Raw genomic sequence first — 23,402 nt, 5'->3', positions numbered from 1 at the left:
GTGGCGCGCGAATGCGTGACGGCCAATCCCGACCGGGCTTTATTCGAAAGAGTAGGTAAATCCGTTCGCCGAGGCACTTACGATAACTTTCGTCATCTTCTTGCCCTCGAGCGTGCGATTGAGCACGCCGCGGCTGAGTTCCGGCAGCAGCGTGTTGGTAAGTATGGCGTCGATCATGCGCCCGCCGGATTCGATCTCGGTGCAGCGCGCCTTGACCATATCCATGACACCCTCGCCGATCACCAGCTCGGCTTCGTTGGTTGTTTTGAGACGCCGCGCGATCTTGGCGAACTGGTGTGCGGTGATGGCCTCGATCATTGCGTCCGAGAGCGGGTAATAAGGGATTGTCACCACGCGGCCGAGGAAAGCGGCAGGGAACACTTTCAGCAGCGGACCGCGCAAGGCGGTGTCCAGATCGTCGAGGCCGGTGCGCAAGGTGCCGTTCCTCGTGCGGTCCATGATGACCTCGGAGCCGACATTCGAGGTGAGCAGGATCAGAGTGTTCTTGAAGTCGATCCGGCGGCCCTCGCTGTCGTCCATCATGCCCTTGTCGAAGACCTGGAAGAAAATCTCGTGCACGTCCGGATGCGCCTTCTCGACCTCGTCGAGCAGGATCACCGAATAGGGCTTGCGCCGCACGGCCTCGGTCAGGATGCCGCCTTTGCCATAGCCGACGTAACCGGGCGGCGCGCCCTTCAGCGTCGAAACCGTGTGCGCCTCCTGGAATTCGGACATGTTGATCGAAATCAGGTTCTGCTCTCCGCCATAGAGAGTCTCGGCCAGTGCCAGGGCCGTCTCGGTCTTGCCGACGCCGGAGGGGCCGCAAAGCAGGAACACGCCGACTGGCTTTTCGGGCGCGCCAAGGCCGGCGCGGCTGGTCTGCACGCGTCGCGCAATCATCTCCATCGCATGATCCTGACCGACGACGCGCTCGGATAAAGTGGCGGCGAGCTTGAGCGCCTTCTCGGTCTGGCTAGATAGCATCCGTCCCGTCGGAATACCGGTCCAGTCCTGGACGACGGCCGCCACGGCATTGCGGTCGACCGACGGCAGGATCAACGGCGTCTCGCCCTGCGCGGCGGCAAGTTCGGCCGTCAATTCGCGCAGTCGGGCCAGATCACCTGCAGAATCGTGCGCAGGAGCAGGCTCGTGGGCGCCAACGGCCTGTGTCCTGTGCGCCTCGCCCCCTGGCGCGTCGACTGCTTCGGCCGCGGCTTCCTCGCCCTCCTCCGCGTCAAGGGGCATGCCCTCGCCACGGAGTTTGCCACGTAGGTCAAGAATCGCGGTCACAAGCGCCCTTTCGCGATCCCAGCGTGCTTGCGCTGCCGCAAGCGAAGTCTCGGTTTCCGCCAACCCGGCCTCCACGCGAGCCTGTCTGTCGGTCACTTCGATGCCGATCGCTGCCTCGCGGCAAATGATGCCCTTCTCGACCTCGAGCGCCTGGCGACGGCGCAGGATATCCTCGACCTCGGCAGGCGTCGCGTGCTGCGAGATGGCAACGCGGGCGCAGGCGGTGTCGAGCAGGCTGACCGCCTTGTCGGGCAGTTGCCTGGCCGGGATGTAGCGGTGCGAAAGGGAAACCGACGCCTCGATCGCCTCGTCAAGGATCTGCACCTGGTGGTGCTGCTCAAGAACGCCGGCGACACCGCGCAACATCAGTACGGCCACCGCTTCGGAAGGCTCGTCGATCTTGACGACCTGGAACCGGCGGGTCAGTGCCGGATCCTTCTCGATGTGCTGCTTGTATTCGGCCCATGTCGTGGCGGCGATGGTGCGAAGCTCGCCGCGTGCGAGCGCGGGCTTCAGCAGATTGGCTGCATCGCCGGTTCCCGCCGCACCACCCGCGCCGATCAGTGTGTGCGCCTCGTCGATGAACAGGATGATCGGTGTCTCTGAGTCCTGGACCTCTTCGATGACAGCCTTTAGCCGCTTTTCGAACTCGCCCTTGACGCTGGCGCCCGCCTGCATCAGCCCGACATCGAGCATGCGTACGCTGACATTCTGAAGCGGCGGCGGCACGTCGCCCTGGGCGATGCGCAAGGCGAAGCCCTCGACGACCGCCGTCTTGCCGACACCCGCCTCGCCCGTCAGGATCGGATTGTTTTGCCGGCGCCGCATCAGGATGTCGACGATCTGGCGGATCTCCGCATCGCGGCCGACAACCGGATCGATCTTGCCCTCACGGGCGCGCTGGGTGAGGTCGGTGGCGTATTTGGCGAGCGCCGAATCGCCGCCCGGGCCGCGTTTCATCGGTGTTTCGGCGGCAGCTGCCGCGGGCGGTGAGCCGGCTTCGAGCGAGCCCTCAATGACATCGGCGAAGCGGGCAATAACCCCATCCGCATCGATCTTGTCGAATTCGGCGCTAATCTTCGAAACCAGCCCTTCCAGCACCGGTGTCTTCAGGCAGGCGAGAAGAATATGCGCGCTGCGCACCTCCTCGACCCCGAATTCCAGTGTCGCCAGGTTCCAGCCTTCCTGTATGGCGTGGAAGATGTGATCGGAGAATTCCTCCACCGACGTCGCGCCGTAGGGCAGCTTGTCGACGGCACGCGTCATATCAGCCGTCAGCCGGCTGACATCCAGCCCGGCATCAGCGACAATCATCTGCACATCCGAGCGCTCGGACAGCACCAATTGCTGGACGAAATGGACGAGCTCGACATAGGGGTTGCCGCGCAGCTTGGCCGTGTCCGCGGCGGCCTTGAAGGCGCGCACCCCCGTGGGATTGAGCTTCGCAACGAGTTCCTTGCGCTTGACACTCCGCGACGACCGGCGCTGTTCCATTTGGACCTGCCCCCGAAATCTGCTGACCTTACCCTGCCACAGAAGCAGCTGCTTGACAAAGCCATGTGACGAGCTGGTCCTTCTGACCCTGTCCGGGCGGCACCTTGTGGTTACACAAGCCTAGCAAACTACCCCGCACTGCGATCCGAAATACGCGAGCCATTGCACATACCTGGTCCGCCGATAGCCCGATGGGTTTCGTCGGAAGATAACCGAGCATTCAGCTTCTGTTAGTTTTCGAGCATGTGCTCAATTGTCGTGGCATGGGACGGATGATAACGTAACGTCACATAGGAGGCCCCGGGGCCGCTTGCTGGGGGTACGTGTGATTGATCTCGCACTCTGGCTGAATCCTCTGGACGGTGCGAATCCGTCGGGAGCGGATTTGCGCAACGACCCGGCTTTTCACGAGCTGGAGCGGCTGACGGAAGCCCAGATCAAGGTCGTCCACGACGGCGGTAACAAGGCTTCGCAGTCAACCATCTCGGTCGACTGGGCGGCCATCCTCCAGAAGGCGGAAGAATTGCGCTCACGCGGCCGGGATTTGCGCCTTCTGGTCATCGTCGCGCGCGCGCTGGCCAATGAAGAGAGGCTCGCGGGCCTCGCCCAGGGCCTGACCCTGATCGCAAAGACTTTCGACCAGTATTGGGATACAATGCATCCGGCTCTGCGGACGAGTGCCACGCCGCGCGACGCGGCGCTGCGACGCATCAATGCGCTGCTTGACCTCCAAAACAGCCAGGAAGGCCTGCTGGCGAACCTGAGGCAGACCGTCTTCTTCTCACCACGCGCGATCGGCCCGATCAGCGGGCGAGACCTGGAACAGGCAGCGCTCGACGAGCGCGTAATGCTCCAAGAAGCTGCCTCCGGCCTGGGAACCACCGAGAGAGCGGCGCTAACGGCCGCGCACAACCAGATGCTGAACCGGGTGCGCACCGGGTGCGCGGCGCAGATCGATCAGGCCGCAGACGCTATCACCACAGTTTTGAGCGATGCGCGCGCCGCGATAACGGCACTGGAGGCGGTGGATACCGCGCTCAATGCGCGCATCGACGGTAATGGCGCGGCGGTCCCGGATTTGAAGAAGTTCCTGCAGCGCCTGCTGACGACGCTGGAGTGGAATTCCAGCGCCGCCGTCGCCAACGGTACGGCAAAGCCTGCCATGCAGCCGTCCCAACCGGCATCGACGCCCCCTCGAAACGGACATGGAGCCGAGACGATGGCCAGTGCGGCAGACACTCTGCAAGTCAGCACCGGCCTGCCTGACCGGATCAACTCGCGCGACGAGGTCGTCAAGTGCCTTGATCTCGTGGTTGAATTCTACGACCGCACCGAGCCGTCCAGCCCGATCCCGCACCTCGCCCGGCGCGTGCGGCGGATGGTGCACATGGATTTCGTGGAACTGATGGAAGATCTCGCCCCGTCGGGGCTGAAGGAATTCCGGCTGCTTGCCGGTGTTTCCGATCCCAAGAAGCCGGCCCAGAAGGATGAAAGGTAACAATCATGCCAGCAGAGAGCAAAGCCAAGGTCATCGAAAGAAACCGCGCCCCGCGCGTGCAGATCGCCTATGACGTCGAAACCTACGGCAGCCCAACGACCATCGAATTGCCGTTCGTCATGGCTGTCATGGCCGATCTTTCCGGCGCCTCGCAGACCAAGGAAGCGTCAAAGTCGGTCCTGGATCGCAATTTCGTCGAAACCGACGGCAATCGCTTCCCCAAATTCATGGAGGCGATGGGACCGCGCGTGAAAGCGCGCGTGAAGAACACGTTGCCGCAAGTGGAAGGTGCCGAGCGGGACGAGGAATTGGCAATCGATCTCACCTTCTCCAAAATGGGAGATTTCGCGCCCGACAAGATCGCCGAGCAGGTGCCGCAACTGGCCGAGATCCTCAAGATGCGGCGTCAACTCGAGGAATTGCTGGGCTTCATGGATGGCCGCGTCGACGCTGAAAAGCGCATTGCGCAGCTTCTCAACAACGAACCGCTGCTGAGCAAGATCGCCAGCCAGGCGATCTCTGAGGGCAAGGGCGAGGAGTAAGTCATGGCCGAACAGCAAAAAACCGCAGCCGCACCCGCCGAGGCGGAAGCCATCGATCTTGGCGAATTCAGCGGGCTCCTTGAAAAGGATTTCAAGGTCAGGAAGGACGACACCGAGAAGCTGCAGCAGTTGGTGCGCAACCTGGCGCTGGCCGCACAGTCCCGATCGGAGACGACGACCATATCGTCCAACGCGATCAAGTCCATCAAATCGCTGATCGCAGGCATCGACAAGATGCTGACGACGCAGGTCAACGAGATCCTGCATGCCCCCGAAGTGCGGGAGATGGAAGGCACTTGGCGAGGCCTTTGGTACCTCATCAACAACACCGAGACGGATGCCAAGCTCAAGATCCGGGTGATGAACATCTCCAAGGAGCAGTTGGCCGACACGCTGGAAGACTATGAAGGCCAGATGTGGGACCAGAGTCCGGTCTTCAAGAAAGTCTATACCGACGAGTATTCGATGCTGGGCGGCGAGCCGATCGGCTGCATCATCGGCGCCTACGAGTTCTCTAACCACCCGCGCGATGTCGGCCTGCTGCGCAACATCTCGGGTGTCTGTGCCTCGGCGCACACGCCGTTCATCGCGGCCGCCTCGCCGCGACTGTTCCGCATGGACAGTTGGCAGGAACTGCCGAACCCGCAAGACCTGCAGATGATCGTCAACAACCCGGCCTATGCCTCATGGCAGTCGCTGCGCGAGAGCGAGGACGCCCGCTATATTGGGCTCACCATGCCGCGGGTGCTGGCACGCCTGCCCTACGGCTCGGAAACCGTTCCGGTGAAGGGCTTCACCTTCGAGGAAGAGGTGGGCGGCGACCACAACAAATATGTCTGGATGAACGCTGCGTTCCCGATGGGCGTCAATATCAACCGCAGCCACAAGCTCTATGGCTGGGGAACGCAGATCCGCGGCGTCGAGAATGGTGGCACGGTGCTCAATCTCCCGGTGCACGCTTTCCCGACCGATGACGGGTCAATCGCGATGAAATGCCCGACCGAGGTCGCCATCGACGACCGGCGCGAGGCGGAACTGGCAAAGCTCGGTCTGATGCCGATCTTGCACCGCAAGAACACCGATCTCGCAGCCTTCATAGGCGCGCACTCGCTTCAGGACGACGAGACTCGTGCTGGGCGCCTGGTCGACCCCGACGCCCAGTCGAACGAACGACTGAGCGCCAACCTGCCTTACCTCTTCCCGGTCTCGCGCTTCGCGCATTACCTCAAGGCGATCGCACGCGACAAGATCGGCTCGTTCAAGGAGCGCACCGATATGGAAATATGGTTGACCGAATGGATCAACCGATACGTGCTGGCCAATCCAGCCTTTGCCGACGACAAGGCGCGGGCCAAGCGTCCGCTTGCCGCAGCCGAGGTTCAGGTCGACAGCGTCGAAGGGAGACCCGGCTACTACAACGCCCGTTTCTATCTGCGTCCGCATTACCAGTTGGAAGGCATCAACGCCTCCCTGCGGTTGGTGTCGGAACTGCCGTCAGTGAAGGGCTGAAGCGCAGCGAAGTCATCTTGTTTGGTTTGAAAGCGGTGGAGAAAGACAATGCCGACCACAGAGAGAAGCGATGCACCTTCAATGAAGATTGATGGTTTTTTGAAAGTTCCCGACATCAAGGGCCCGAGCAAGCGCGACGGCCACGAAGACGAGATTGAAGTGCATGGCATCGATTACAAGATCATGGCGCCCTATGATCCGAATTCGCTTTCGCGACGCGGCCGTGTGTCGATGGGAATGATCAAATTCTTCAAGCACTACGACAAGTCGTCGCCATATCTGAAGAAGGCGCTATTCGAGAACAAGGCGCTCGACGAGGTGGTGTTTTCGGCACGCCGCACGATTGACGGCGAGACCAGCGACTATCTGGTCGTGACGCTCACCGACGCCTCGATCATGGAGTACGATATGCGGCAGGCCGCCGACGAGGCGGACCTCATCGAGGAAGAAGTCAGCTTCGCCTACAAGAAGATCAAGTTCGTCTACGACAAGGACGACGAGATCGAAATGGATGTCTATGTCGGCAAGTGAGACCAAGCGGCCTGGCGCGAGAGCGCAGCTTGCCGGCAGTTCGCGGGCAAGGCGCGAGGCGGTTCAGCCGTCCCTGTGGGACCGCCTCGTCAACGACTTGCCAGGGCTGACGTCGGAGATCGATGGGCTGCGCCGTCTCTTGGATGAAGAACTCGGCGCCGAGCGCGTCGAGGCTCTACTTGCCGGCACTGCGCGCGCCATCGATGCCGACGCCGAAATCACATCCGAGCAGAAACGGCGCCTACACCGACTGGTCTTCCAGACAGAGCACCGCGCCGAGATCGAAGGCCGCGGCGTGGTCGTTTCGGCACGCGTGTTGAGAGAGGCCGTGCGGCGCGATATCGAGGCCCTGTTCAACACCGAGCGTTTCGAATCCGTACCGATGCTCTCCGACGCCGAACACGAACAGCCCCTGGACGAACTGCCCTCGCTCGCGGATTTTCCGCAGGTGCGTCGCAGCGTGGTCAATTTCGGCGTGCCGTCTTTTTCCGGCCGCTCGTCGCGGGATTTCGACCGCGATGCGCTGGCACGTGAAATCCGCGCGGTGCTTGCCACCTTCGAGCCGCGCCTGAAGGAGAGCGCCACGATCGTCAACGTTTCGCTCGGCGACAAAAACGTCGGCCTCAAGATCGAGATCGACGCGGTGCTGATCATGGCACCGACACCGGAGCGCATGCGGCTGCGCACCACAATCAATCTCGACAACGGCCTGGCACGAACCGAATTCCGGGAGACCTGAGATGGATCGGGTCTTTGTGGAGTATTACGAAGAAGAACTGACCCATATCCGAGCGCTGGCGGCGGAATTCGCAGACATGCATCCGGCGGTTGCCCGTAATCTCTCCCTCGACACGGTCCCATGTCCCGACCCTTATGTGGAACGGCTGCTTGACGGCGTCGCCTTCCTGGCCGCGCGCACCCGTCTGAAGGTCGACGCAGAGCGCTCGCGCTTCTCGCGCGCCGTGCTCGATGTGCTTTACCCCGATCTGGTGGCGCCGGCGCCGGCGACGGCGATGGCCGTGCTGAAACCCGGCCAGCAAGTGCACTCGATGATCGCTGGGCACGCCATCGCGCGCGGCGCACGACTGGTCTCCGGCCTGCATCCAGGGCTTTCGACGCGCTCCACCTTCACCACCGCGCAGGAGGTCACGCTGTGGCCGATCGCCATCACCGCGGTCAGCTATTTCCAGGATCGCAGCGCGCTCGCCGCCGCCGGAATCGCGCCGATCGGCGAGGTGCGCGGCGAGGCGGCGCTTCGCGTGAGCCTCGCCCGGACAGGAAAAGGCAAGCTGAGCGACCTGTCGCTCGACCGTCTCGACCTTTATTTCGCCGGGCGTGCCAAGGCGCCGGTGCTTTTCGATGCAATCTTCGGCGCCTGCTCGGCCGTCGGTGCGAGGGCGCAAGGCAAGACTAAGCCACTGTCGATGTTGCCCGAGCCCGACATGGTGGGCATTCGCGACGACGAAGCGCTGATGCCTCGCACCCGTCCCACCTTCGAGGGATATCGGCTGCTGCGCGAATATTTCATGATCCCGGAGCGCTTCCATTATGTACGGGTTGCGGGGCTGCAGCCGGTGGTGCGCACGTGCGAGGCGGCGATCGAGATCATCTTCCTGTTCCGGCGTGCGGTGCCTGAACTCGCCGATGTGACGGCTGCCGATTTCGAGCTCTTCGTGACGCCGGTCATCAATCTCTTCGAACGCGAATGCAACGACATTGAGATCGATCCGCGCAAAACGCGTCAGGTGCTGCACGCCGACCGCACCCGGGCGCGGGATTTCGAAATTTTCCGGGTCACCCAGGTCGAGGATGCCGACGCAGAGAGCAGCGAGGCGACCATTCCCGAATTGTTTAGCCTCGGGCAGAACCGCGGCAGCGGCTGGGTCTATTCGACCGAGCGACGTCCGCGCCGGCCCACCGAGGACGAGCGGCGCGACGGCCTGACCCGCACCTCCTATACGGGCGACGATGTCTTTATCGCCGTCTCGCGCCCGCCAGGAAGCGTGCCAAACCGGCTGCTCAAGCGTCTCGGCATCGTCGCGCTTTGCACCAATCGCGACCTGCCGATCCTGGACGACACGCCGACGCTTACGCTGGAAACGGCCGATCCGGTCGAAGCGGTCCGCTTGCTTGGGGCATTGCGGCCGCCGCAGCCGGCCATCCCGGCATCCCTGCCGGCCGGCGCTGAAGGTGAATCGCGCGCCGACAATCTTGCCTGGCGGCTGGTCGCCCAGCTCTCGCTCAACTTCCTCAGCCTTGCCAAGGAAGGCCGTGGTGTCGATCCGCTGCATGCCTTGCTCGACCTTTATGCCGATCGGGGCGATCCGGGCCTTGCCCGCAACGTGCATTCGATCGTGCGCATCGATTCGCACCCGGTGATCGAGAGACTCCGGATCGACGGGCCAATGTGTTTCGGACGCGGCACCGAGATCACACTGCATATCGACCAGTCCGTGCTGGCGGGTCAAAGCTCGTTGCTGCTTTCGGCCCTGCTTTCGCGACTGTTCGCCCGACATGCGGGGATAAACGGATTTGTGCGGACCCGTACACGATTGCTGCAGAAGCAGGAGGATGTGCCATGGCCGATGACGCCCGGCAATCGCTACCTGATCTAGCGGAGCCCGCAAGGATCGCGGCCGAAACGTTGTCGGAGAGCTTCGACTTTTTCGAGTTGCTGCGACGCCTGGAGCAGCGCGGCGGATTGTTCGGCCATTCCGGGACGGCCGACCGCGAGCCGGCGAGACTTGGCCAGCATGTGCATCTGAGCTTTTCGGCCCGGGACGTCGTCAAGCTCCAGGACGCCGGGGACAAGACCCTGGCGCGGGTGACCGTCGCCAATCTCGGGCTGCTTGGACCGGAAGGACCAATGCCATTGCATCTGACGCGCTGGGTGCTCGACCGGCTGTCGCAGCGCTGGTTCACCGGGGCTGATGCCGAGCAGACCAGCGACACGACCTTCGTCGATTTCGTCAACATCCTGCAGCACCGCATGATAGCGCTTTACTACCGCGCCTGGGCCGACGCGCATCCAGCGGTGCAGGTCGAGCGTTCCGTCGGAGGGCGCATTCGCGCCATGCTGGAGGCAATGTCGGGGATCGGCCTCCCCGGCACCCAGGATCCCGATCTCGACACTGTGCGACTGCGACAGGCTGGATCGCTGGTCAACCAGGTCGACGGCGTGGAGCGGCTGACGCTCTTTCTCGCCACCGCCTTCAAGGTGCCGGTGCGGATCAAGGAGTTCGTTGCCGCTTGGATCACCATACCGACGGCACTGCAGACGCGTCTCGGCAAGGCCTATGCCGGGCTCGGACGCGGCGCGACCATTGGGCCGCGGGTGTTCAGCCGCCAGAGCAGGATCGAATTGCGCGTCGGTCCGCTGAGCCTCGACGAATTCAAGTCGTTCCTGCCCGGCGAACGGCGTCTAGGCCTGTTCAAAAAGGCAGTGCGTGACATGATCGGCGAGGCGCTCGATGTCGATTTGCGCATCGTGCTGGCGCGCGATGACGTGCCGCCGCCACGGGTCGGGACCGTCCAGCTTGGCCGGACGGCCTGGCTGGAACGGCCCGCCGACAGGGGTGACGCCGACGATCTCAGATTGCACACCATCGTCGGCTGGCGGCCCGAAATGGCGGAGGCGGCCGCATGAGCCTGCTGCTGACCCTGGAACAAGGCCCCCGCTCGCAAGTGGTCCGGCAGAGCCGGCTCGACGAGGGCGAACTGGTGATCGGGCGCAGCGCCGATGCCGGCTGGCAGATCGACGATCCGGACATGTTCGTCTCGCGGGCGCACTGCAAGATCAGCGGCGGCCGCGACGGCTATTACGTCACCGACACGTCGAGCAGCGGATTGTTCATCGACGACTCCGACAGCCCTCTGGGGACTGGCAGGTCGACGCGCCTGCAAAACGGCATGCGGCTGCGCATGGGCGACTATGTGCTCCATGTCGAGGTCCAGCCAAGCGCTGGCCACACTTCGGTCGGTCAGGCGCCGATCGCCAACCATTCGACGCCGGCATGGTCATCGCCACAGCCAAGAACGCCCGCCAGCATTGACGACGACGACTTCTTCTCGGCCAAGGCCGAGGAAGAGCCGCAGCGGCCGCGCCCGGCCGGGCTGCCCAATCCGTTCGAGCAGCCTGTGGCCGGCGCTTACGATCGCGCTTCGAGCCAGCGCAGCTCACCGGCCTTCGACGATCCATTCAGCCTCGATCCCGTGGCGACGCCGGCCTCGAACGAAGAGCCCGCCGCTGGCCGGTCGGATCCGTTCGGGTTCGGCGAGATGCCGTCGCGCAACGATACGGCCGAGCCCGCGCCGAAACCGTCCGGCTTCGATGACGATTTCAGCTTCGCGCCAGCAGCGACGTCCGCTTCCGGCAACAGCACCGATCCAGTTAGTCGTGTCGGGCGTCCCGCCGAAAAGCCGCAAGCCGCTCGGCCATGGGAGATACCGCTGCAGGTGGCCGATCGCCCTGCTCCGCCATCGCGCCCCGCGCCCGCGCCCAAGGTGCCCAAGCCATCGCGTCCGACGCAACCGGCGCCCAGCAACATGGCGCTGCGCGCCGCGTTCCTGCGCGGCATGGGCGTCGAAGAAGCCGATTTTCCCGGGCGCGATGCGATCGCCGAAATGGAAAAGTTCGGACGGGAATACAGGCTGATGCTCGATGGCCTGATCCAACTCCTGCGCAAGCGCGCCGAGGAGAAGGGAAGCGCGCGCGTCGCCCAGACGATGGTCGGCGCCTCCGAGGTCAACCCGCTCAAATTCCTGCCGACGGTCGAGGATGTCATCGTCACCATCATTGCGGAACGCAGCCCGGGGTTCCTGTCCGGCGAGGCAGCGATCGGCGACGCGGTGAAGGACCTTGCGCAGCATCACGTACGCGCGTGGCGCGGCGTGCAGGCAGCGCTGCGGCGCATGATCGACCGCTTTGATCCGGCCGCGATCGAGGAAGAGCTCAAATCCAATTCCGCGATCGGCAACCTGCTGTCCGGCGGACGCAATGCCAAGCTGTGGGAGCTCTACCAGAAACGCCATCGCGACATCGCCCAGAGCGCGGAATCGAGCTTCCTGGGCGAGATCGGCGCAGATTTCAGGGATGCATATGAAGAGGAGTAGGGATATGATCGACAGACGCGAATTCATTGTTGCCATCGGCGCAACGGGGTTGCTGGCGGCTTGCCAGAGCGGCCCGCCGAAACCTTCGGTCATCTCGGTCAACGTGACCGGTGGCGCCGGCATGAATCCGGGTCCGGGCGGCGGCGATCGGCCGGTGACCGTGCTGGTGATGCGGCTTGCCAGCACCGGCAAGTTCAATTCGGCCGACTATTTCGCGCTGCAGGGTGATGCCGGCTCGGCACTCGGGGCGGACCTTGTCGGTTCGGATACGATCTCAGTCGCGCCGGGCAAGACGGCGGCCAAGACCATCACGGTCGAACCGAATGCGACCGCGCTCGGCTTCGTGGCGCTGATCCGCGAACCTGGCGGACGCAACTGGCGCACGGCCAAGTCGGTTTCGCCGGGGTCGAAATTCACCATCAACGTCAGCCTCGGCAAGGGCGGCATTTCCGCTTAGAGCATGATCCCAAAAAGTGGGAACCGGTTTTTGGAAAAGATCATGCTCCTGACCCAATCGACAGCAGGTGGTTCCGTGCAGAGAGTAACGGCATGAGCGATGCAAACAGGGTGCTGTGGTCGGAGGGCCTGTTTCTCAGGACCCAGCACTTCCAGCAGCAGGACCGGTTCTTCGAGGGGATGGTGCGCGGCGCCTTGCAGGCCGGCCAGCTCCATACTTTCGGCTTCCAGCATCTGACGCTCGACCAGTCGCTGCTCGATGCCGGGCAGGTCTCGATCGTGTCCGCCCGGGGCATTTTCCCGGACGGCACGCCTTTCTCCATCCCGGAGCTGATGGACGCGCCGAAGCCGCTGCCGGTGACGGCCGACACCGGCGCGGGACCGGTGCTGGTGGCGCTGCCGCTCGAGCCGCCCGGCGGTGTCGGTTTCGATCCGGCGCATGCGACTTCGACAGGCGCGCGCTATCACGGCAAGATCGTCTCGGTGCGCGACGCCGTCCAGAGCGGCGCCGATCCCGAAGAGATCGAGATCGCCCGGCCGCAAGCGGCCATGCTTGCGCCCGGCAAATCGGTCGGCGGCTATACCGCCTTGCCGATCGCCGACATAAAAGGTCTGCGCGCCGACGGCGGCATCTCGCTCGACGAGACGTTCCTGCCGCCGACGCTGATCACCGGCGCAGTCCATTGGTACCGGCAATTGCTGCAGGAGGTCGTCACCGGGCTCGACCAAATCGCCGAAGCCCATGGCAAGATGGTGATGGGCGGCCCAGGCCGCAGCGTCGAAGACCTTTTGATGCTGCACCTAGCCAATGCCGCTCGCCCGCGGCTTGCCCATATGCTTGCTCAGGATGTCTTTCATCCGGCGGAACTCTATCTCGAACTTGCCGGACTCGCCGGCGAGATGGCAACCTACGGCTCGAGCTCGCGGCGGCTCGGCGAATTGCCGGCCTACGACCACATGGCCCCCGGCCCCGCTTATATGGCATTGGCCGACGCCTTGCGTTCGCTCATCCTCAGCCTGCGTTACATCGAGCCGAAATCGCGCGCGCTGCCGGTCATGCGGCACGCGACCAATGTCTGGAAAGTGCGCATCGACAACCCCAAGCTCCTCGTCGCCAGCCGCATCGTCATCCGTGTCGGATCGGACCTTTCGGAAGACGCGCTGCGCAAGATCTTCGTCAACCAGGCGACAGTCGGCGCCGCAGATCAGTTCGAAGGGCTGTGGAAGTCGCGCCTGCCCGGCATTCCGCTCAAACCGCTCCATTCGCAGCCGCGCGAGATCCCCTATGACGGCGACCGGCTGTGCCTGGAGCTGGACCAGAAGAGCGAGCATTGGGCCTCGCTGCTCGACGCCCCCGGCTTCGTCATCGGCGTTTCCGGTGTCCTCGAGAGCGAGCCGCAGGTCGACTGCTATTCGGTGAACAGGTGAGGCCATGAGCCGGGATGATCCTTTCGGACTGTCGGAGGATCGCGAGCGCACACGCATCCGGCTGACGGGCGCTGCACCCCGGCCGATGGCGCCGCTGGCGCCGGGCGCGCCGGTCAAAAGCGCGCGCGCTCATTCCAACCCGCTCATCAACAGCTTCGCGCCACTACTCGAATTCGCGCCCGAGCTCGAAAACGCGCTGGCGCCAGAGAACCCGGAAGCAATGCGCACACGCCTGCTTGACGAGTTGGTTCAGGCGCGCGATGCCGTGATGGCTGCGGGCTCCTCGCTGGAGCGCGCCGACCAGGCGGCATGGGCCGTGGCGGCGTTGCTCGACGACCTGGCACTCAACACGCCATGGGGCGGCGCCAGCGCCTGGCCGCGCCAGCCGCTGGTGGTCATGCTGCGCGGCGACGTCGACGCCGGCACCCAGTTTTTCACCCGGCTTGACGAGCTGGAGCGCCATCCGAGCCGCGACCGCGAAATGCTGGAGCTTCAGTATTACTGTCTGGCGCTCGGCTTCCGCGGCAAGTATCGGGTGCCCGGCCGCGCCGGCGACCGCTCGCTCAACGCCGTGCGCGTCGCCGCGGCACGCTTCCTGCGCGACGCCGACGCCGAAGACGCCCCGCTGTCGCCGCAGTGGAAAGGCGTGATCGCCTCCGACGAGCCGCAGCGCTTCATCGTGCCGATCTGGGTAATGGCGCTTGCCGCAATTGTCGTCGCCGCCGCTGCCTATATCGGTCTGTCAACGGGCTTGAGCAGCCAGGCGGTTGAACTCTCCGCGCTGGTACGCACCCTGCCCCCGGCCTCGCGCGGCGACGTAACCCGCGCCGCGCCCAAGCAGGATGCTCCTGAACCCGAGGCACCGCAGCCGGTCGATTTCGCGCTGCTGCCGGAATTCCAGGCTGAAGCACCGGAAAAACTCAAGCGGGCGCTCAGCGGCACCGAAAGTGTCTCGCTGGCCAAGCTGGTCATCCAGTCCTCCAACCCCGAGCTCTTCCAGTCCTCCCGACCGACGTTGTCCCAAGGCTATGAGCCGCTGATCGCCTCGATCGCCAAGGTAATTCTCGCCAATCAGGAGCTGATCGGAAACATCACGATCATCGGCCATACCGACAATGTGCGCCTGCAACGGTCCAACCCGCTCGCGAGCAACCAGCGGCTCTCGGAGGCGCGCGCCAAGACCATAGCGGACCTCCTGGTTCAGGCTGGCGTGCCACAGGAGCACATCCATTCCGAAGGCCGCGCCGAGACCGATCCGGTGGCCGACAACGCGACGCGCGAGGGCCGCGCGCTCAACCGGCGCGTCGAGGTCTTGGTCGAGAAGAGGCTCTGAGATGTTCATCCTGCGCTTCTTCTGGGCCGTCATCACCTCGCGATTCCTGTGGACGCTGATCGGCATTGCGCTGCTTTCGCTTTTGATCTGGGTGTTTGGCCCGATCGTCCAGGTCGGTCCTTACGCGCCGTTCGAATCCGACAATGTGCGCATCGCCATGATCGCAGGGCTGATCATCCTGTGGTTGATCTGGCTGATCGTCGCGCAGCGCCGTGCAATCCGCGCCAACCGCATGTTCGTCGCCGAAATCGCGGCGCCCGTGGCGGAAAAGCAGCTAACCCCCGGCGAGGAGAGCGTCGCGGCGGTCGGCGCCAAGTTCGGCGAGGTGATGGCCGAGCTCAAGCGGCGCAAGCTCGGCGGCCGCAAGTTCCTGCGCGAGATGCCCTGGTATGTGATCGTCGGACCGCCGGCCACGGGCAAGACCACGGCATTGCGGCAGTCGGGCCTCAATTTCCCGATCGACCTCACCGATGATTTGCAGGGCGTCGGCGGCACGCGCAATTGCGACTGGTTTTTCTCGGAGAACGCGGTGCTGATCGACACCGCGGGCCGCTACGTCCAGCAGGAAAGCCAGCCGGACGTCGACGCGGCGGAATGGCTGGGCTTCCTCGACCTTTTGAAGAAGCACCGGGGTCGCCGCGCGCTCAACGGCGTCATCGTCGCCCTGTCGATCGATGCGCTCTCGGAGGGCGACGAGGCGATCAAGGCGCATGGGCGCAAGATCCGCCGCCGGCTGGCGGAGCTGAACGATCGACTGGAGATCCGCCTGCCCGTCTACCTGATGCTGACCAAGGCCGACCTCATCAAAGGGTTCGAAGCGTTCTTCGGCGGCTTGTCGACGACGGCGCGCGAGCAGGTTTGGGGAACGACTTTCCCGCTCGACGCCCGTGTCGACGCCGGCACGATCCAGACGGAACTTGCCAGGCTTGCTGCTGAACTGGAGCGGCGGCTGGTGCCGCGGCTGGAGAATGAGGACAAGCTCGGCCAGCGTGCCGAAATCTTCCGTTTCCCGGCCCAGCTTGCCAGCCTCTCCGAGCCGATCCAGGTGCTGATCGAGGCGATGTTCGGCGAAAGCCGCTACGAGGAGGCCGCCTGGCTGCGCGGCCTCTATCTCACGTCGGCGACGCAGGAAGGCGCGCCGATCGACCGGCTGACCGCGGCGCTGTCATCCTCCTTCGGGCTGCCGCCACGCCGCGCCTTGCCGGCGGCGCGTGTCGAGAAGCGCAGCTTCTTCCTCAGGAACCTTCTCACCGAAGTGATCTTCAAGGAAGCCGGCCTCGGCACATTCGATCCACTAGCGCAGCGTCGCCGCGCCTGGATCTGGCGCGGCGCCGCCGCCGCCTGCGCGCTCGCCGCCTTGCTGGCCGGCGGGCTGTTCACCTGGTCCTACCTCGACAACCGCAATGCGATTGCCGAACAGGCCCGCCAGTTCGAAGCTCTGCAGCGGCCGCTGACCGAGGTCGCCGCCATGCCTGCCGCGGTCGAGCAGCCGACCTTGGATGGCGCGCTGGCGGCGATGGGCGCAGTGGCGACGGCTCGAACGCCCTCACCAGACGCCGTCCATAACCTGCTCGGGCCGACCGCTTCGGCGGAGTTGGTGCGCGCGCAGACCGATACCTACGACCATGCGCTGCGCAACGTGCTCGAGCCGCATATGGTTGCCCTGCTCGAGGCCACGATGTGGCGGCAGATCCGCGATCCGGACTTCATGCTTGGCGCGCTGAAGACCTACCGGATGATGACCGGCCTGTCGCAGATGGACACCGATTTCGTCCAGAACTGGTGGGTGAACAGCCTGCCGCAATTCGCGCCGGCTCCGCCCTTCCCCACCACCGACGCCGAAGAGCACCAGCTCGCCGCTATCCGCCGCATGGCAGTCGACGACAGCTACATCGCCCCGGACAAGGAGCTGGTCGCCGAGGCGCTGAAGACGGTGTGCACGATTTCGCTGCCTGAGCGCGCCTACAGGCAGCTCCTGGCCGACCCGGAAGTGACAGCCGTGAAGGAGTGGGTGCCAGCCAATTTCGCTGGTCCGAACGGCGCCAAAGTGTTCGCTCGCCGCTCCGACAAGACGTTGCGCGTCGGTGTTCCTGGCCGCTATACCTATGCCGGCTTCCACACCGCGATCCTCGATCGGGTCGAGGATGTCGCGGGACAGGCCGCCCTCGACCGCGCGGTGTTTGCCGGCGGCTGCGCGGAGAATTCGGAGACGTCGGTTTCGGCGCTCTCGCAGGACATCTTGAAGCTCTACTACGACGATTATATCGCGCAGTGGGACTCTTTCCTGCGTGACATGCGGCTTTCGCCGCTTACCGATCTCAACATCGCCAGTGAGAACCTCAAGGATCTTTCAAGCGCCGACTCCGCGCTGAAGCGCCTGTTGACGGCAGTGGTGCAGGAGACCGACCTCACCCGCTCCGACGATGCGCCGGCCGATGGCAAAAGTGGCGCGGCCGGCAACACCGGCTCGAAGCTGCTCAGCAAACTCGGCAAGCTGGGCAAAGTCGTGACCACAGGCGCGAAGCTCCTGCCGCGCGCCGGCTCCGCCAGCCAGGTGGACATGACCGGCAGCCTGGTTGCCGAGCATTTCACGCCGCTCAAAGGCACCATCGCCCAGGTCGACGGCCAGCCGCCATCGCTCGACGCCGCCGTCGTCGCCCTGACGGCGCTGTCGAATGTGCTGCAGACGGTGACCGCCAATCCGAACCCGCAGGATGCGATCAAGAAGCAGGGCGGCCTTGCCGAACTGACAGGCGCGGTCGCCAGGCAGGCGCAGATCCTGCCCTCGCCGATCAACGACTGGCTAAGCGGTATTGCCGGCGACACCAGCGGCCTGTCGCAGAAGGCCGTAACCAACGAGCTCAACGCCATCTGGCGGGCCGACATACTCCCCTTCTGCCAGGCGGCGCTAAACAACCGCTATCCATTCAGCGCCGACAGCGCGGTCGACGTCAATGTGCGCGACTTTCAGCGTCTGTTCGGCCCGACCGGCATGATCGACGCGTTCATCAACGACCATCTGATCAACTATGTCGACACCGCCAGCGAGCCATGGAAATGGCGGGCCGATTTCGGCCTCGACCCAGCGGCGCTCGCAGCGTTCGAACAGGCCAGGCATATCCGCGACGACCTGTTTCCCGGCGGCACCGGCCCGGTGATGAACTTCACGCTGGAACCCAAGGACCTCTCACCCAACGTGGCGCGGGTCACGCTCAACCTCGATGGCCAGAATCTCGTCTACTATAACAACGCCACCAGGCCGCAGCCGATGACGTGGCCCGGCAAGGATGGCACCGGCGTCATCTCGCTCGCCTTCCAGCCGGTCGACGGCTCGCCCGAAGTGATGCTCAACGAGACCGGCAGCTGGGCGTGGCTCAGAATGCTGCGTGGCGGCCGCTTCGCCGCGACCAAGCTCACCGATGTCTACAGCCTGCGGCTCGGCACGAAAGGCGTGTGGGCCGATTTCGAACTCAAGGCCGCCAGCGTCGAGAATCCATACACACTCGAAATGTTCAAGAAGTTCACATGTCCGCCGCAGATCTGATCCTGCCCGGCTTATACGGCAAGATGCCCGCTACCGGCGATTTCGTGACGCGCCGACTGCCGGCGGATTTCGTGCGCGTATGGGACCGGTGGCTCGCGCAGCATATCGTGCCGATGTTCGGGATGGAAAGCTGGCCCCAGAGCACGGCGCTGCGCTTCCTGGCTGGCCCGGCCTCCTTCGGCGCCTCGATGGGCATCATTTTGCAGAGCGCCGATCGGGTCGGCAGACTGTTCCCGCTCAGCGTCGTCGCTCGGCTGCCGGAAGCACCGCTGAAACTGGCCTACATGGACGAATGGTTCGATGGCATCGAGACTGCCGCAGTCGCCGCGCAGCGGGGCGAGCTGGCGCCCGATGCGCTGGATGCCACCCTGATGGCCTTGCCCGTGCCGCTAATCGAGGAGCATGGCGATGTCATCCACGACCTCGTCATGTGGACCGCTCAGACGGACATTTTCGACGTCGAACCTCAGACGCCGCAGCCAACCCTGGAACAGATGCTGACCGCCAGTTGGAAGACCAACTGATGCAGATTTGGAATCAGATGGGCTACCCGCACCAGTTCACCATGGGGATGGACAAGGCCGGCCACGAATGGATCGTCGTTGTGGTGAAGGGCACGTTCGATTTTCCGGCGAAGCCTGGTGACCTGATTCAAAAATCGGCAGTGCAGGTTCCGCTGGTCATGGCCGACACGCAAACCGGCGTGCCCGGCTATTCAGCGACGCTCTGGGAAACCGATTTTGCTTTCCGCAAACCACGCTGCGATGTGGTCGCCAATGGCTTTGCCTATGCACCCGGGGGACGGCCGGCAGAACGCGTGCGGGTCGGCGTCAAGGTCGGCAACTGGTCAAAGATGTTTGATGTTGTTGGGCACCGCGAATGGCGGTCGATCGGCCCAATGTTCACCTCGACGGCGCCGCAGCCCTTCCTGAAATTACCAATCTCCTATGACGTTGCCTGGGGCGGTGTCGACCGGCTGGACCCTGTAGACAAGCTCCCCGCCAGCCATAAACACAACCCCGTCGGCACCGGCTGGTCGCGCACCAAGAACCAGCGCCTCATCCCAGGCTTGCGACTGCCAAACACCCAAGCCGTCGGGGAAGAAATCCGCTCACCCTTCGGCGACTACAAGCCGATGAGCTTCGGGCCGATGGGTCGCGGCTGGCCTGGCCGCATCGAGTTTGGCGGCACCTATGACGACAACTGGACGAAGAACATCTTTCCGTTCCTGCCGCCGGACTTCGACGAACGCTATTTCCAGATGGCGCCTGAGGACCAGCAGATCGACCATCCAAAAGGCGGCGAGGAGGTGGCTCTGGTGAACCTCACGCCGGATGGGCGGATAAGCTTTCGGCTGCCGGCAACCGCATTGCCAATCACCTTGTTCAAAGGAAGCCAAAAGGCCTTCGAAGCCGATATTTTTCCAGACAGCCTCCTCCTTGACCCCGAGAGGCGCCGCTTCTCATTGGTGTGGCGCGCCTCACAGCGGATCCAGCGGACCATCCTCGACTTCTCGGAGTGCTGGGTCGGTCCGCCGACGCCGGCAATGCTGAGGGCACGAGCGACAGGCCGCACCTACATCCGCGCCAACGGCACAGCGCCGGAGGAGGAGGAAGCATGATCTCGCCGGTCGAGATTGTTGCGGTTGGTATGGTGACGGCCGTTGGCCTCGACGCGCCCTCAGCATGCGCAGCAATGCGCGCTAGGCTCGATGGCTTCCAGGAAACCCGTTTCGTTGGCTCACCTGCGGGTTGGCTTACGGGTGCGCCGGTGCCGCTGCCACGAAACTGGATCGGCGAGAAACGAATGGCTCATCTGGCAGCCGCAGCGATATCCGAAGCCTTCGAAAACCATCCGCAAGTGCGAGGGCAGGCGGCGCTCATCCTCTGCCTGCCAGAGGAGGATAGGCCCGGCCGCCCGGTTAGGGACAATCTCGCGCTGCTCCGCCTGATCAGCAAGATCGTTGAAATCGAACCTCATCTGCGCTCTCGCATCGCGGCTTATGGTCGTCCTTCCGGACATGTGGCGTTCGATCAGGCGCGCAGACTGATTGCATCTGGCGAAGCTCCCTATGTCATGATTGTAGGTGTCGACAGCTATCTGACCGGACCAACGATTTCTCACTACCTCGGCAAGGGACGGTTGCTGACGGCGGATAATTCCAACGGCTTCATTCCAGGCGAAGCTGCTGCGGCCATTCTCTGCACCCGACCGAAGGGTAACGGTTTCAGATTGTTCGGTCTCGGTCTTTCGCGCGAGAACGCTTCTATTTACAACGACCAAGATTTGCCGTTGCGCGCCGATGGCATGGTGGCTGCTTACGATGCAGCGTTCCGGGAAACCGGGATTGACATGAACCGGCTCGGCTATCGCATCGCCGACCTGATCGGCGAGCAATACTGGTTTAAACAGACGGCGCTCGCTTCGATCCGCCTGCTGCGAGGGCGCCATGACTTCCAGGACCTATGGTCGCCCGCGGAATCTCTGGGCAACATTGGCGCCGCAGCCGTTCCAATTATGGTCGGGATGGCGTGGACCGCAGCCGGCAAAGGATATGCCGCTGGCAATCCGGTTCTCATCGAGGCGTCCTCCGACGCAGGTGCGTGCGGCGCCGCCGTGTTTGCTTACGGGACGAGGGCATGACCGTCTACGCCAATGGCCTTGAGGTTGCCTGCAAGGCGCAGGCCAACCAAGTTATCGCGGCCTTTCCTTACGTCTGCTTCACGCCGCCACAAACTCCGGCAACACCGCCCGGAGTTCCGGTTCCCTATCCAACGTTTGGAATGGACAGTGACACAGACAACGGAACCGGCACAGTCAAGATCGGGGGCAAGACTGTCACGCAGAAAAACAAATCCTACTACACCAGATGTAGCGGCAACGAGGCTGGCTGCGCGCCCAAGAAGAACATCATCACCTCGGTAAATACAGGCAAGGAATACGCCCATGCCTGGTCCGGAGATGTCAAGATGGATGGCGAGCCAATCAGCCGTTTCACTGACATTTCGTCCAACGATCACGCCTCCCCTACCGCAGGCGGACCTCCAATGCCCAAAGTGGCTACGGCCACGCCGGCAACCTTCAAATGCTCTGATCTCGAGATAAAACCATACAAGGAACTGGAATGCCCGGAAGGCTACGAAAAGGAGCATACCGTTGAGGTCCAGTTCTTCACCGCCGAAGGCGTGCGCGACCTCACCTTGGACTGCTGCAAGGACTACGACGACAACGAAGCGCCATGTATTTGCATGAAGGCGAAATGGCTCGCAGGCGAAGCCGCCAAGGCAAAGGCCGCAGGCGCGCCCGGGAAAAAGGTAGTCGGTAAGAAACGCAAAACTCCGCACAACTTAAAGTCGGCGGATGCCCGTAACTGGCTGAGCAACAATTCCTCCGGCAAGCTCGGCGATTTTGCAGACACATGCGTGAACAGCACGGTCAAGAATTTAGATGATCCGAAAATTCCGCCTGCCGTGCAGGCCTCTGCCACAGAGTGCCTCAAGACAGCCAATATGGAATACATGAAGAAAGCCATGAACAAATCCGAGAAGGAGGTGAAGGACAAGAAGGCCTGCCACGCGACATGTCCCAAAGCGAAGGATCAGGCTCGACTCGTGCAAGTCGCAAAAAAACGCTTGAGAAAAACAGCGGGAGGAGAGCCCGTCGTCGTGACAGCCGCAGATGTCGCTCCCTCAAAGGTTTCTTGTTAGCCGACAAAAACGCAAGAGGATGAAGCGGATGAAGATGGACAAGGAAGACCTCGAGGGATTCGCAACCGATCCGGATACTGACATCGAGTGCCTGCAGATTGCGCCATTGAGCGGCGGCAAAGTGGCGATCCTGTTTCTGCTCAGCGACGCCGACTACGTCACCACTGTCTCAGTGATCTTTGTCGTCGAAAATTTCGACCCCAAGAAAGCTCGTGGGGCCCTTGTGACTTCTGAATGGCTCATGGCGCTCTCGGCCGCGCCTTCTGGCGAGTTGTTCGCACTTGAAGCCACCACCTGGATCTGGAGATATGGCGGTACGACTTGGACGCGTGATAAGGCCAGCGACAAAAGCCTCAGGCAGGTCTGGGCAGAGGATACCGGGGGGCCGATCACGGTTGGAACGGACGGGGTGGCTTATCGCTTGATTGGCTCGCAGTGGCAGTCGATCACGCCCCTTCAAACTAATGAATACCTGGATATTCATGGGCATCCTAAGCATGGCATCTATGCCTGCGGTGAGATGGGCACTCTTCACCGTCTGGTGGGAACAGGCTGGCAGCCCCTGGAAACTCATCGGCACGATCGACTGCGTGGCATCGACGTCGCGCCGGACGGCAAGATCAGGGTTGCCGGCGATGACAGCGTCTGCCTTCGAATTGCCAATGATGAAGTAACCGAGATGACCGCCGCCGCCGATATGACATATCTCTCCGTGCGAAGCTTCAACGGCAAAGCCTACTGGGGCGACGAGGCCGGGCTCAACATCGAAACGGCCGACTCGCTTCAGCCGTTCGAAGACACCGGCATTGCTTCAGATCTCCGCACTGATGGCGAGTTCCTGTACGTCGCCGGCATCGACACCGCGTGGCGGTTTGATGGCCGAAGATGGAAGACGCTTACACTCGTCTACGATGACGGCCTTCGACTTATCTGACAGCACTCAGTTGGTCGCTCGCCC

General features: G+C 63.3%; 18 protein-coding genes. 17 read left to right on the top strand and 1 reads right to left on the bottom strand.

From position 1 onward, the window contains the following. Window positions 1–39: 39 nt before the first annotated feature. Complete coding sequence (tssH, locus tag O7B34_RS22290; protein ID WP_337148127.1) at window positions 40–2,784, bottom strand: type VI secretion system ATPase TssH; 2,745 nt, start codon at window positions 2,782–2,784, stop codon at window positions 40–42. Window positions 2,785–3,109: 325 nt separating this feature from the next. On the opposite strand from tssH, the gene tssA reads away from it, so the two are divergent. The 17 genes from tssA (at window position 3,110) to O7B34_RS22205 (ending at window position 23,378) form a co-directional block, all read left to right on the top strand. Then, entirely contained in the window at window positions 3,110–4,282 is a 1,173-nt protein-coding gene (gene tssA, locus O7B34_RS22285) for a type VI secretion system protein TssA (RefSeq protein WP_337148125.1), read from the top strand. A 5-nt stretch (window positions 4,283–4,287) separates the two neighbouring features. Next, window positions 4,288–4,824: a type VI secretion system contractile sheath small subunit gene (gene tssB, locus O7B34_RS22280; RefSeq protein WP_337148124.1), complete on the top strand. Its 537-nt coding sequence runs from the start codon at window positions 4,288–4,290 to the stop codon at window positions 4,822–4,824. A 3-nt stretch (window positions 4,825–4,827) separates the two neighbouring features. Next, window positions 4,828–6,333, top strand: a complete 1,506-nt coding sequence (tssC, locus tag O7B34_RS22275) for a type VI secretion system contractile sheath large subunit (protein WP_337148122.1) — start codon at window positions 4,828–4,830, stop codon at window positions 6,331–6,333. 81 nt (window positions 6,334–6,414) lie between these two features. Continuing rightward, window positions 6,415–6,864 carry an Hcp family type VI secretion system effector gene (locus tag O7B34_RS22270; RefSeq protein ID WP_337148196.1) on the top strand — a complete coding sequence of 150 codons (450 nt, stop codon included), beginning with the start codon at window positions 6,415–6,417 and terminating at the stop codon, window positions 6,862–6,864. Continuing rightward, on the top strand, window positions 6,851–7,603 hold the full coding sequence (gene tssE, locus O7B34_RS22265; RefSeq protein WP_337148195.1) for a type VI secretion system baseplate subunit TssE: 753 nt from the start codon (window positions 6,851–6,853) through the stop codon (window positions 7,601–7,603). The genes O7B34_RS22270 and tssE overlap by 14 nt, the downstream gene beginning before the upstream one ends. 1 nt (window position 7,604) lies before the next feature. Continuing rightward, complete coding sequence (tssF, locus tag O7B34_RS22260; RefSeq protein WP_337148121.1) at window positions 7,605–9,479, top strand: type VI secretion system baseplate subunit TssF; 1,875 nt, start codon at window positions 7,605–7,607, stop codon at window positions 9,477–9,479. Then, a complete protein-coding gene (tssG, locus tag O7B34_RS22255; protein WP_337148120.1) occupies window positions 9,443–10,510 on the top strand; it encodes a type VI secretion system baseplate subunit TssG in 1,068 nt (355 codons plus the stop codon). The genes tssF and tssG overlap by 37 nt, the downstream gene beginning before the upstream one ends. Further along, complete coding sequence (tagH, locus tag O7B34_RS22250) at window positions 10,507–11,976, top strand: type VI secretion system-associated FHA domain protein TagH (RefSeq protein WP_337148119.1); 1,470 nt, start codon at window positions 10,507–10,509, stop codon at window positions 11,974–11,976. Before tssG ends, tagH begins: the two co-directional genes overlap by 4 nt. 4 nt (window positions 11,977–11,980) lie before the next feature. Continuing rightward, on the top strand, window positions 11,981–12,433 hold the full coding sequence (gene tssJ, locus O7B34_RS22245; RefSeq protein ID WP_337148118.1) for a type VI secretion system lipoprotein TssJ: 453 nt from the start codon (window positions 11,981–11,983) through the stop codon (window positions 12,431–12,433). 92 nt (window positions 12,434–12,525) lie between these two features. Continuing rightward, entirely contained in the window at window positions 12,526–13,860 is a 1,335-nt protein-coding gene (tssK, locus tag O7B34_RS22240; protein WP_337148116.1) for a type VI secretion system baseplate subunit TssK, read from the top strand. 4 nt (window positions 13,861–13,864) lie between these two features. Next, window positions 13,865–15,193, top strand: a complete 1,329-nt coding sequence (gene tssL, locus O7B34_RS22235; RefSeq protein ID WP_337148115.1) for a type VI secretion system protein TssL, long form — start codon at window positions 13,865–13,867, stop codon at window positions 15,191–15,193. A 1-nt stretch (window position 15,194) separates the two neighbouring features. Beyond that, window positions 15,195–18,737 (top strand): type VI secretion system membrane subunit TssM, encoded by a 3,543-nt coding sequence (gene tssM / locus O7B34_RS22230; protein ID WP_337148114.1) that lies wholly within the window; start codon window positions 15,195–15,197, stop codon window positions 18,735–18,737. Continuing rightward, a complete protein-coding gene (gene tagF / locus O7B34_RS22225) occupies window positions 18,719–19,261 on the top strand; it encodes a type VI secretion system-associated protein TagF (RefSeq protein ID WP_337148113.1) in 543 nt (180 codons plus the stop codon). The genes tssM and tagF overlap by 19 nt, the downstream gene beginning before the upstream one ends. Beyond that, on the top strand, window positions 19,261–20,358 hold the full coding sequence (locus O7B34_RS22220; RefSeq protein ID WP_337148194.1) for a DUF2169 family type VI secretion system accessory protein: 1,098 nt from the start codon (window positions 19,261–19,263) through the stop codon (window positions 20,356–20,358). The genes tagF and O7B34_RS22220 overlap by 1 nt, the downstream gene beginning before the upstream one ends. Continuing rightward, entirely contained in the window at window positions 20,355–21,380 is a 1,026-nt protein-coding gene (locus O7B34_RS22215; protein ID WP_337148112.1) for a 3-oxoacyl-ACP synthase, read from the top strand. The genes O7B34_RS22220 and O7B34_RS22215 overlap by 4 nt, the downstream gene beginning before the upstream one ends. Further along, window positions 21,377–22,444 carry a PAAR-like domain-containing protein gene (locus O7B34_RS22210; RefSeq protein ID WP_337148111.1) on the top strand — a complete coding sequence of 356 codons (1,068 nt, stop codon included), beginning with the start codon at window positions 21,377–21,379 and terminating at the stop codon, window positions 22,442–22,444. Before O7B34_RS22215 ends, O7B34_RS22210 begins: the two co-directional genes overlap by 4 nt. A gap of 28 nt (window positions 22,445–22,472) precedes the next feature. Then, on the top strand, window positions 22,473–23,378 hold the full coding sequence (locus O7B34_RS22205; protein WP_337148110.1) for a hypothetical protein: 906 nt from the start codon (window positions 22,473–22,475) through the stop codon (window positions 23,376–23,378). Window positions 23,379–23,402: the final 24 nt, after the last annotated feature.

The organism is Mesorhizobium sp. Cs1299R1N3 (assembly GCF_037179625.1).
GTDB classification, from domain to species: Bacteria; Pseudomonadota; Alphaproteobacteria; order Rhizobiales; family Rhizobiaceae; genus Mesorhizobium; species Mesorhizobium salmacidum.
This window is presented reverse-complemented; position numbering and strand designations above follow the sequence as displayed.

Bases quoted from the DNA above. Each gene is read 5' to 3' on its own strand.
- tssH (WP_337148127.1), bottom strand. From the start codon at position 2,784: ATGGAACAGCGCCGGTCGTCGCGGAGTGTCAAGCGCAAGGAACTCGTT.
- tssB (WP_337148124.1), top strand. From the start codon at position 4,288: ATGCCAGCAGAGAGCAAAGCCAAGGTCATCGAAAGAAACCGCGCCCCG.
- tssC (WP_337148122.1), top strand. From the start codon at position 4,828: ATGGCCGAACAGCAAAAAACCGCAGCCGCACCCGCCGAGGCGGAAGCC.
- O7B34_RS22270 (WP_337148196.1), top strand. From the start codon at position 6,415: ATGAAGATTGATGGTTTTTTGAAAGTTCCCGACATCAAGGGCCCGAGC.
- tssE (WP_337148195.1), top strand. From the start codon at position 6,851: ATGTCGGCAAGTGAGACCAAGCGGCCTGGCGCGAGAGCGCAGCTTGCC.
- tssF (WP_337148121.1), top strand. From the start codon at position 7,605: ATGGATCGGGTCTTTGTGGAGTATTACGAAGAAGAACTGACCCATATC.
- tssG (WP_337148120.1), top strand. From the start codon at position 9,443: ATGGCCGATGACGCCCGGCAATCGCTACCTGATCTAGCGGAGCCCGCA.
- tagH (WP_337148119.1), top strand. From the start codon at position 10,507: ATGAGCCTGCTGCTGACCCTGGAACAAGGCCCCCGCTCGCAAGTGGTC.
- tssJ (WP_337148118.1), top strand. From the start codon at position 11,981: ATGATCGACAGACGCGAATTCATTGTTGCCATCGGCGCAACGGGGTTG.
- tssK (WP_337148116.1), top strand. From the start codon at position 12,526: ATGAGCGATGCAAACAGGGTGCTGTGGTCGGAGGGCCTGTTTCTCAGG.
- tssL (WP_337148115.1), top strand. From the start codon at position 13,865: ATGAGCCGGGATGATCCTTTCGGACTGTCGGAGGATCGCGAGCGCACA.
- tssM (WP_337148114.1), top strand. From the start codon at position 15,195: ATGTTCATCCTGCGCTTCTTCTGGGCCGTCATCACCTCGCGATTCCTG.
- tagF (WP_337148113.1), top strand. From the start codon at position 18,719: ATGTCCGCCGCAGATCTGATCCTGCCCGGCTTATACGGCAAGATGCCC.
- O7B34_RS22220 (WP_337148194.1), top strand. From the start codon at position 19,261: ATGCAGATTTGGAATCAGATGGGCTACCCGCACCAGTTCACCATGGGG.
- O7B34_RS22215 (WP_337148112.1), top strand. From the start codon at position 20,355: ATGATCTCGCCGGTCGAGATTGTTGCGGTTGGTATGGTGACGGCCGTT.
- O7B34_RS22210 (WP_337148111.1), top strand. From the start codon at position 21,377: ATGACCGTCTACGCCAATGGCCTTGAGGTTGCCTGCAAGGCGCAGGCC.
- O7B34_RS22205 (WP_337148110.1), top strand. From the start codon at position 22,473: ATGAAGATGGACAAGGAAGACCTCGAGGGATTCGCAACCGATCCGGAT.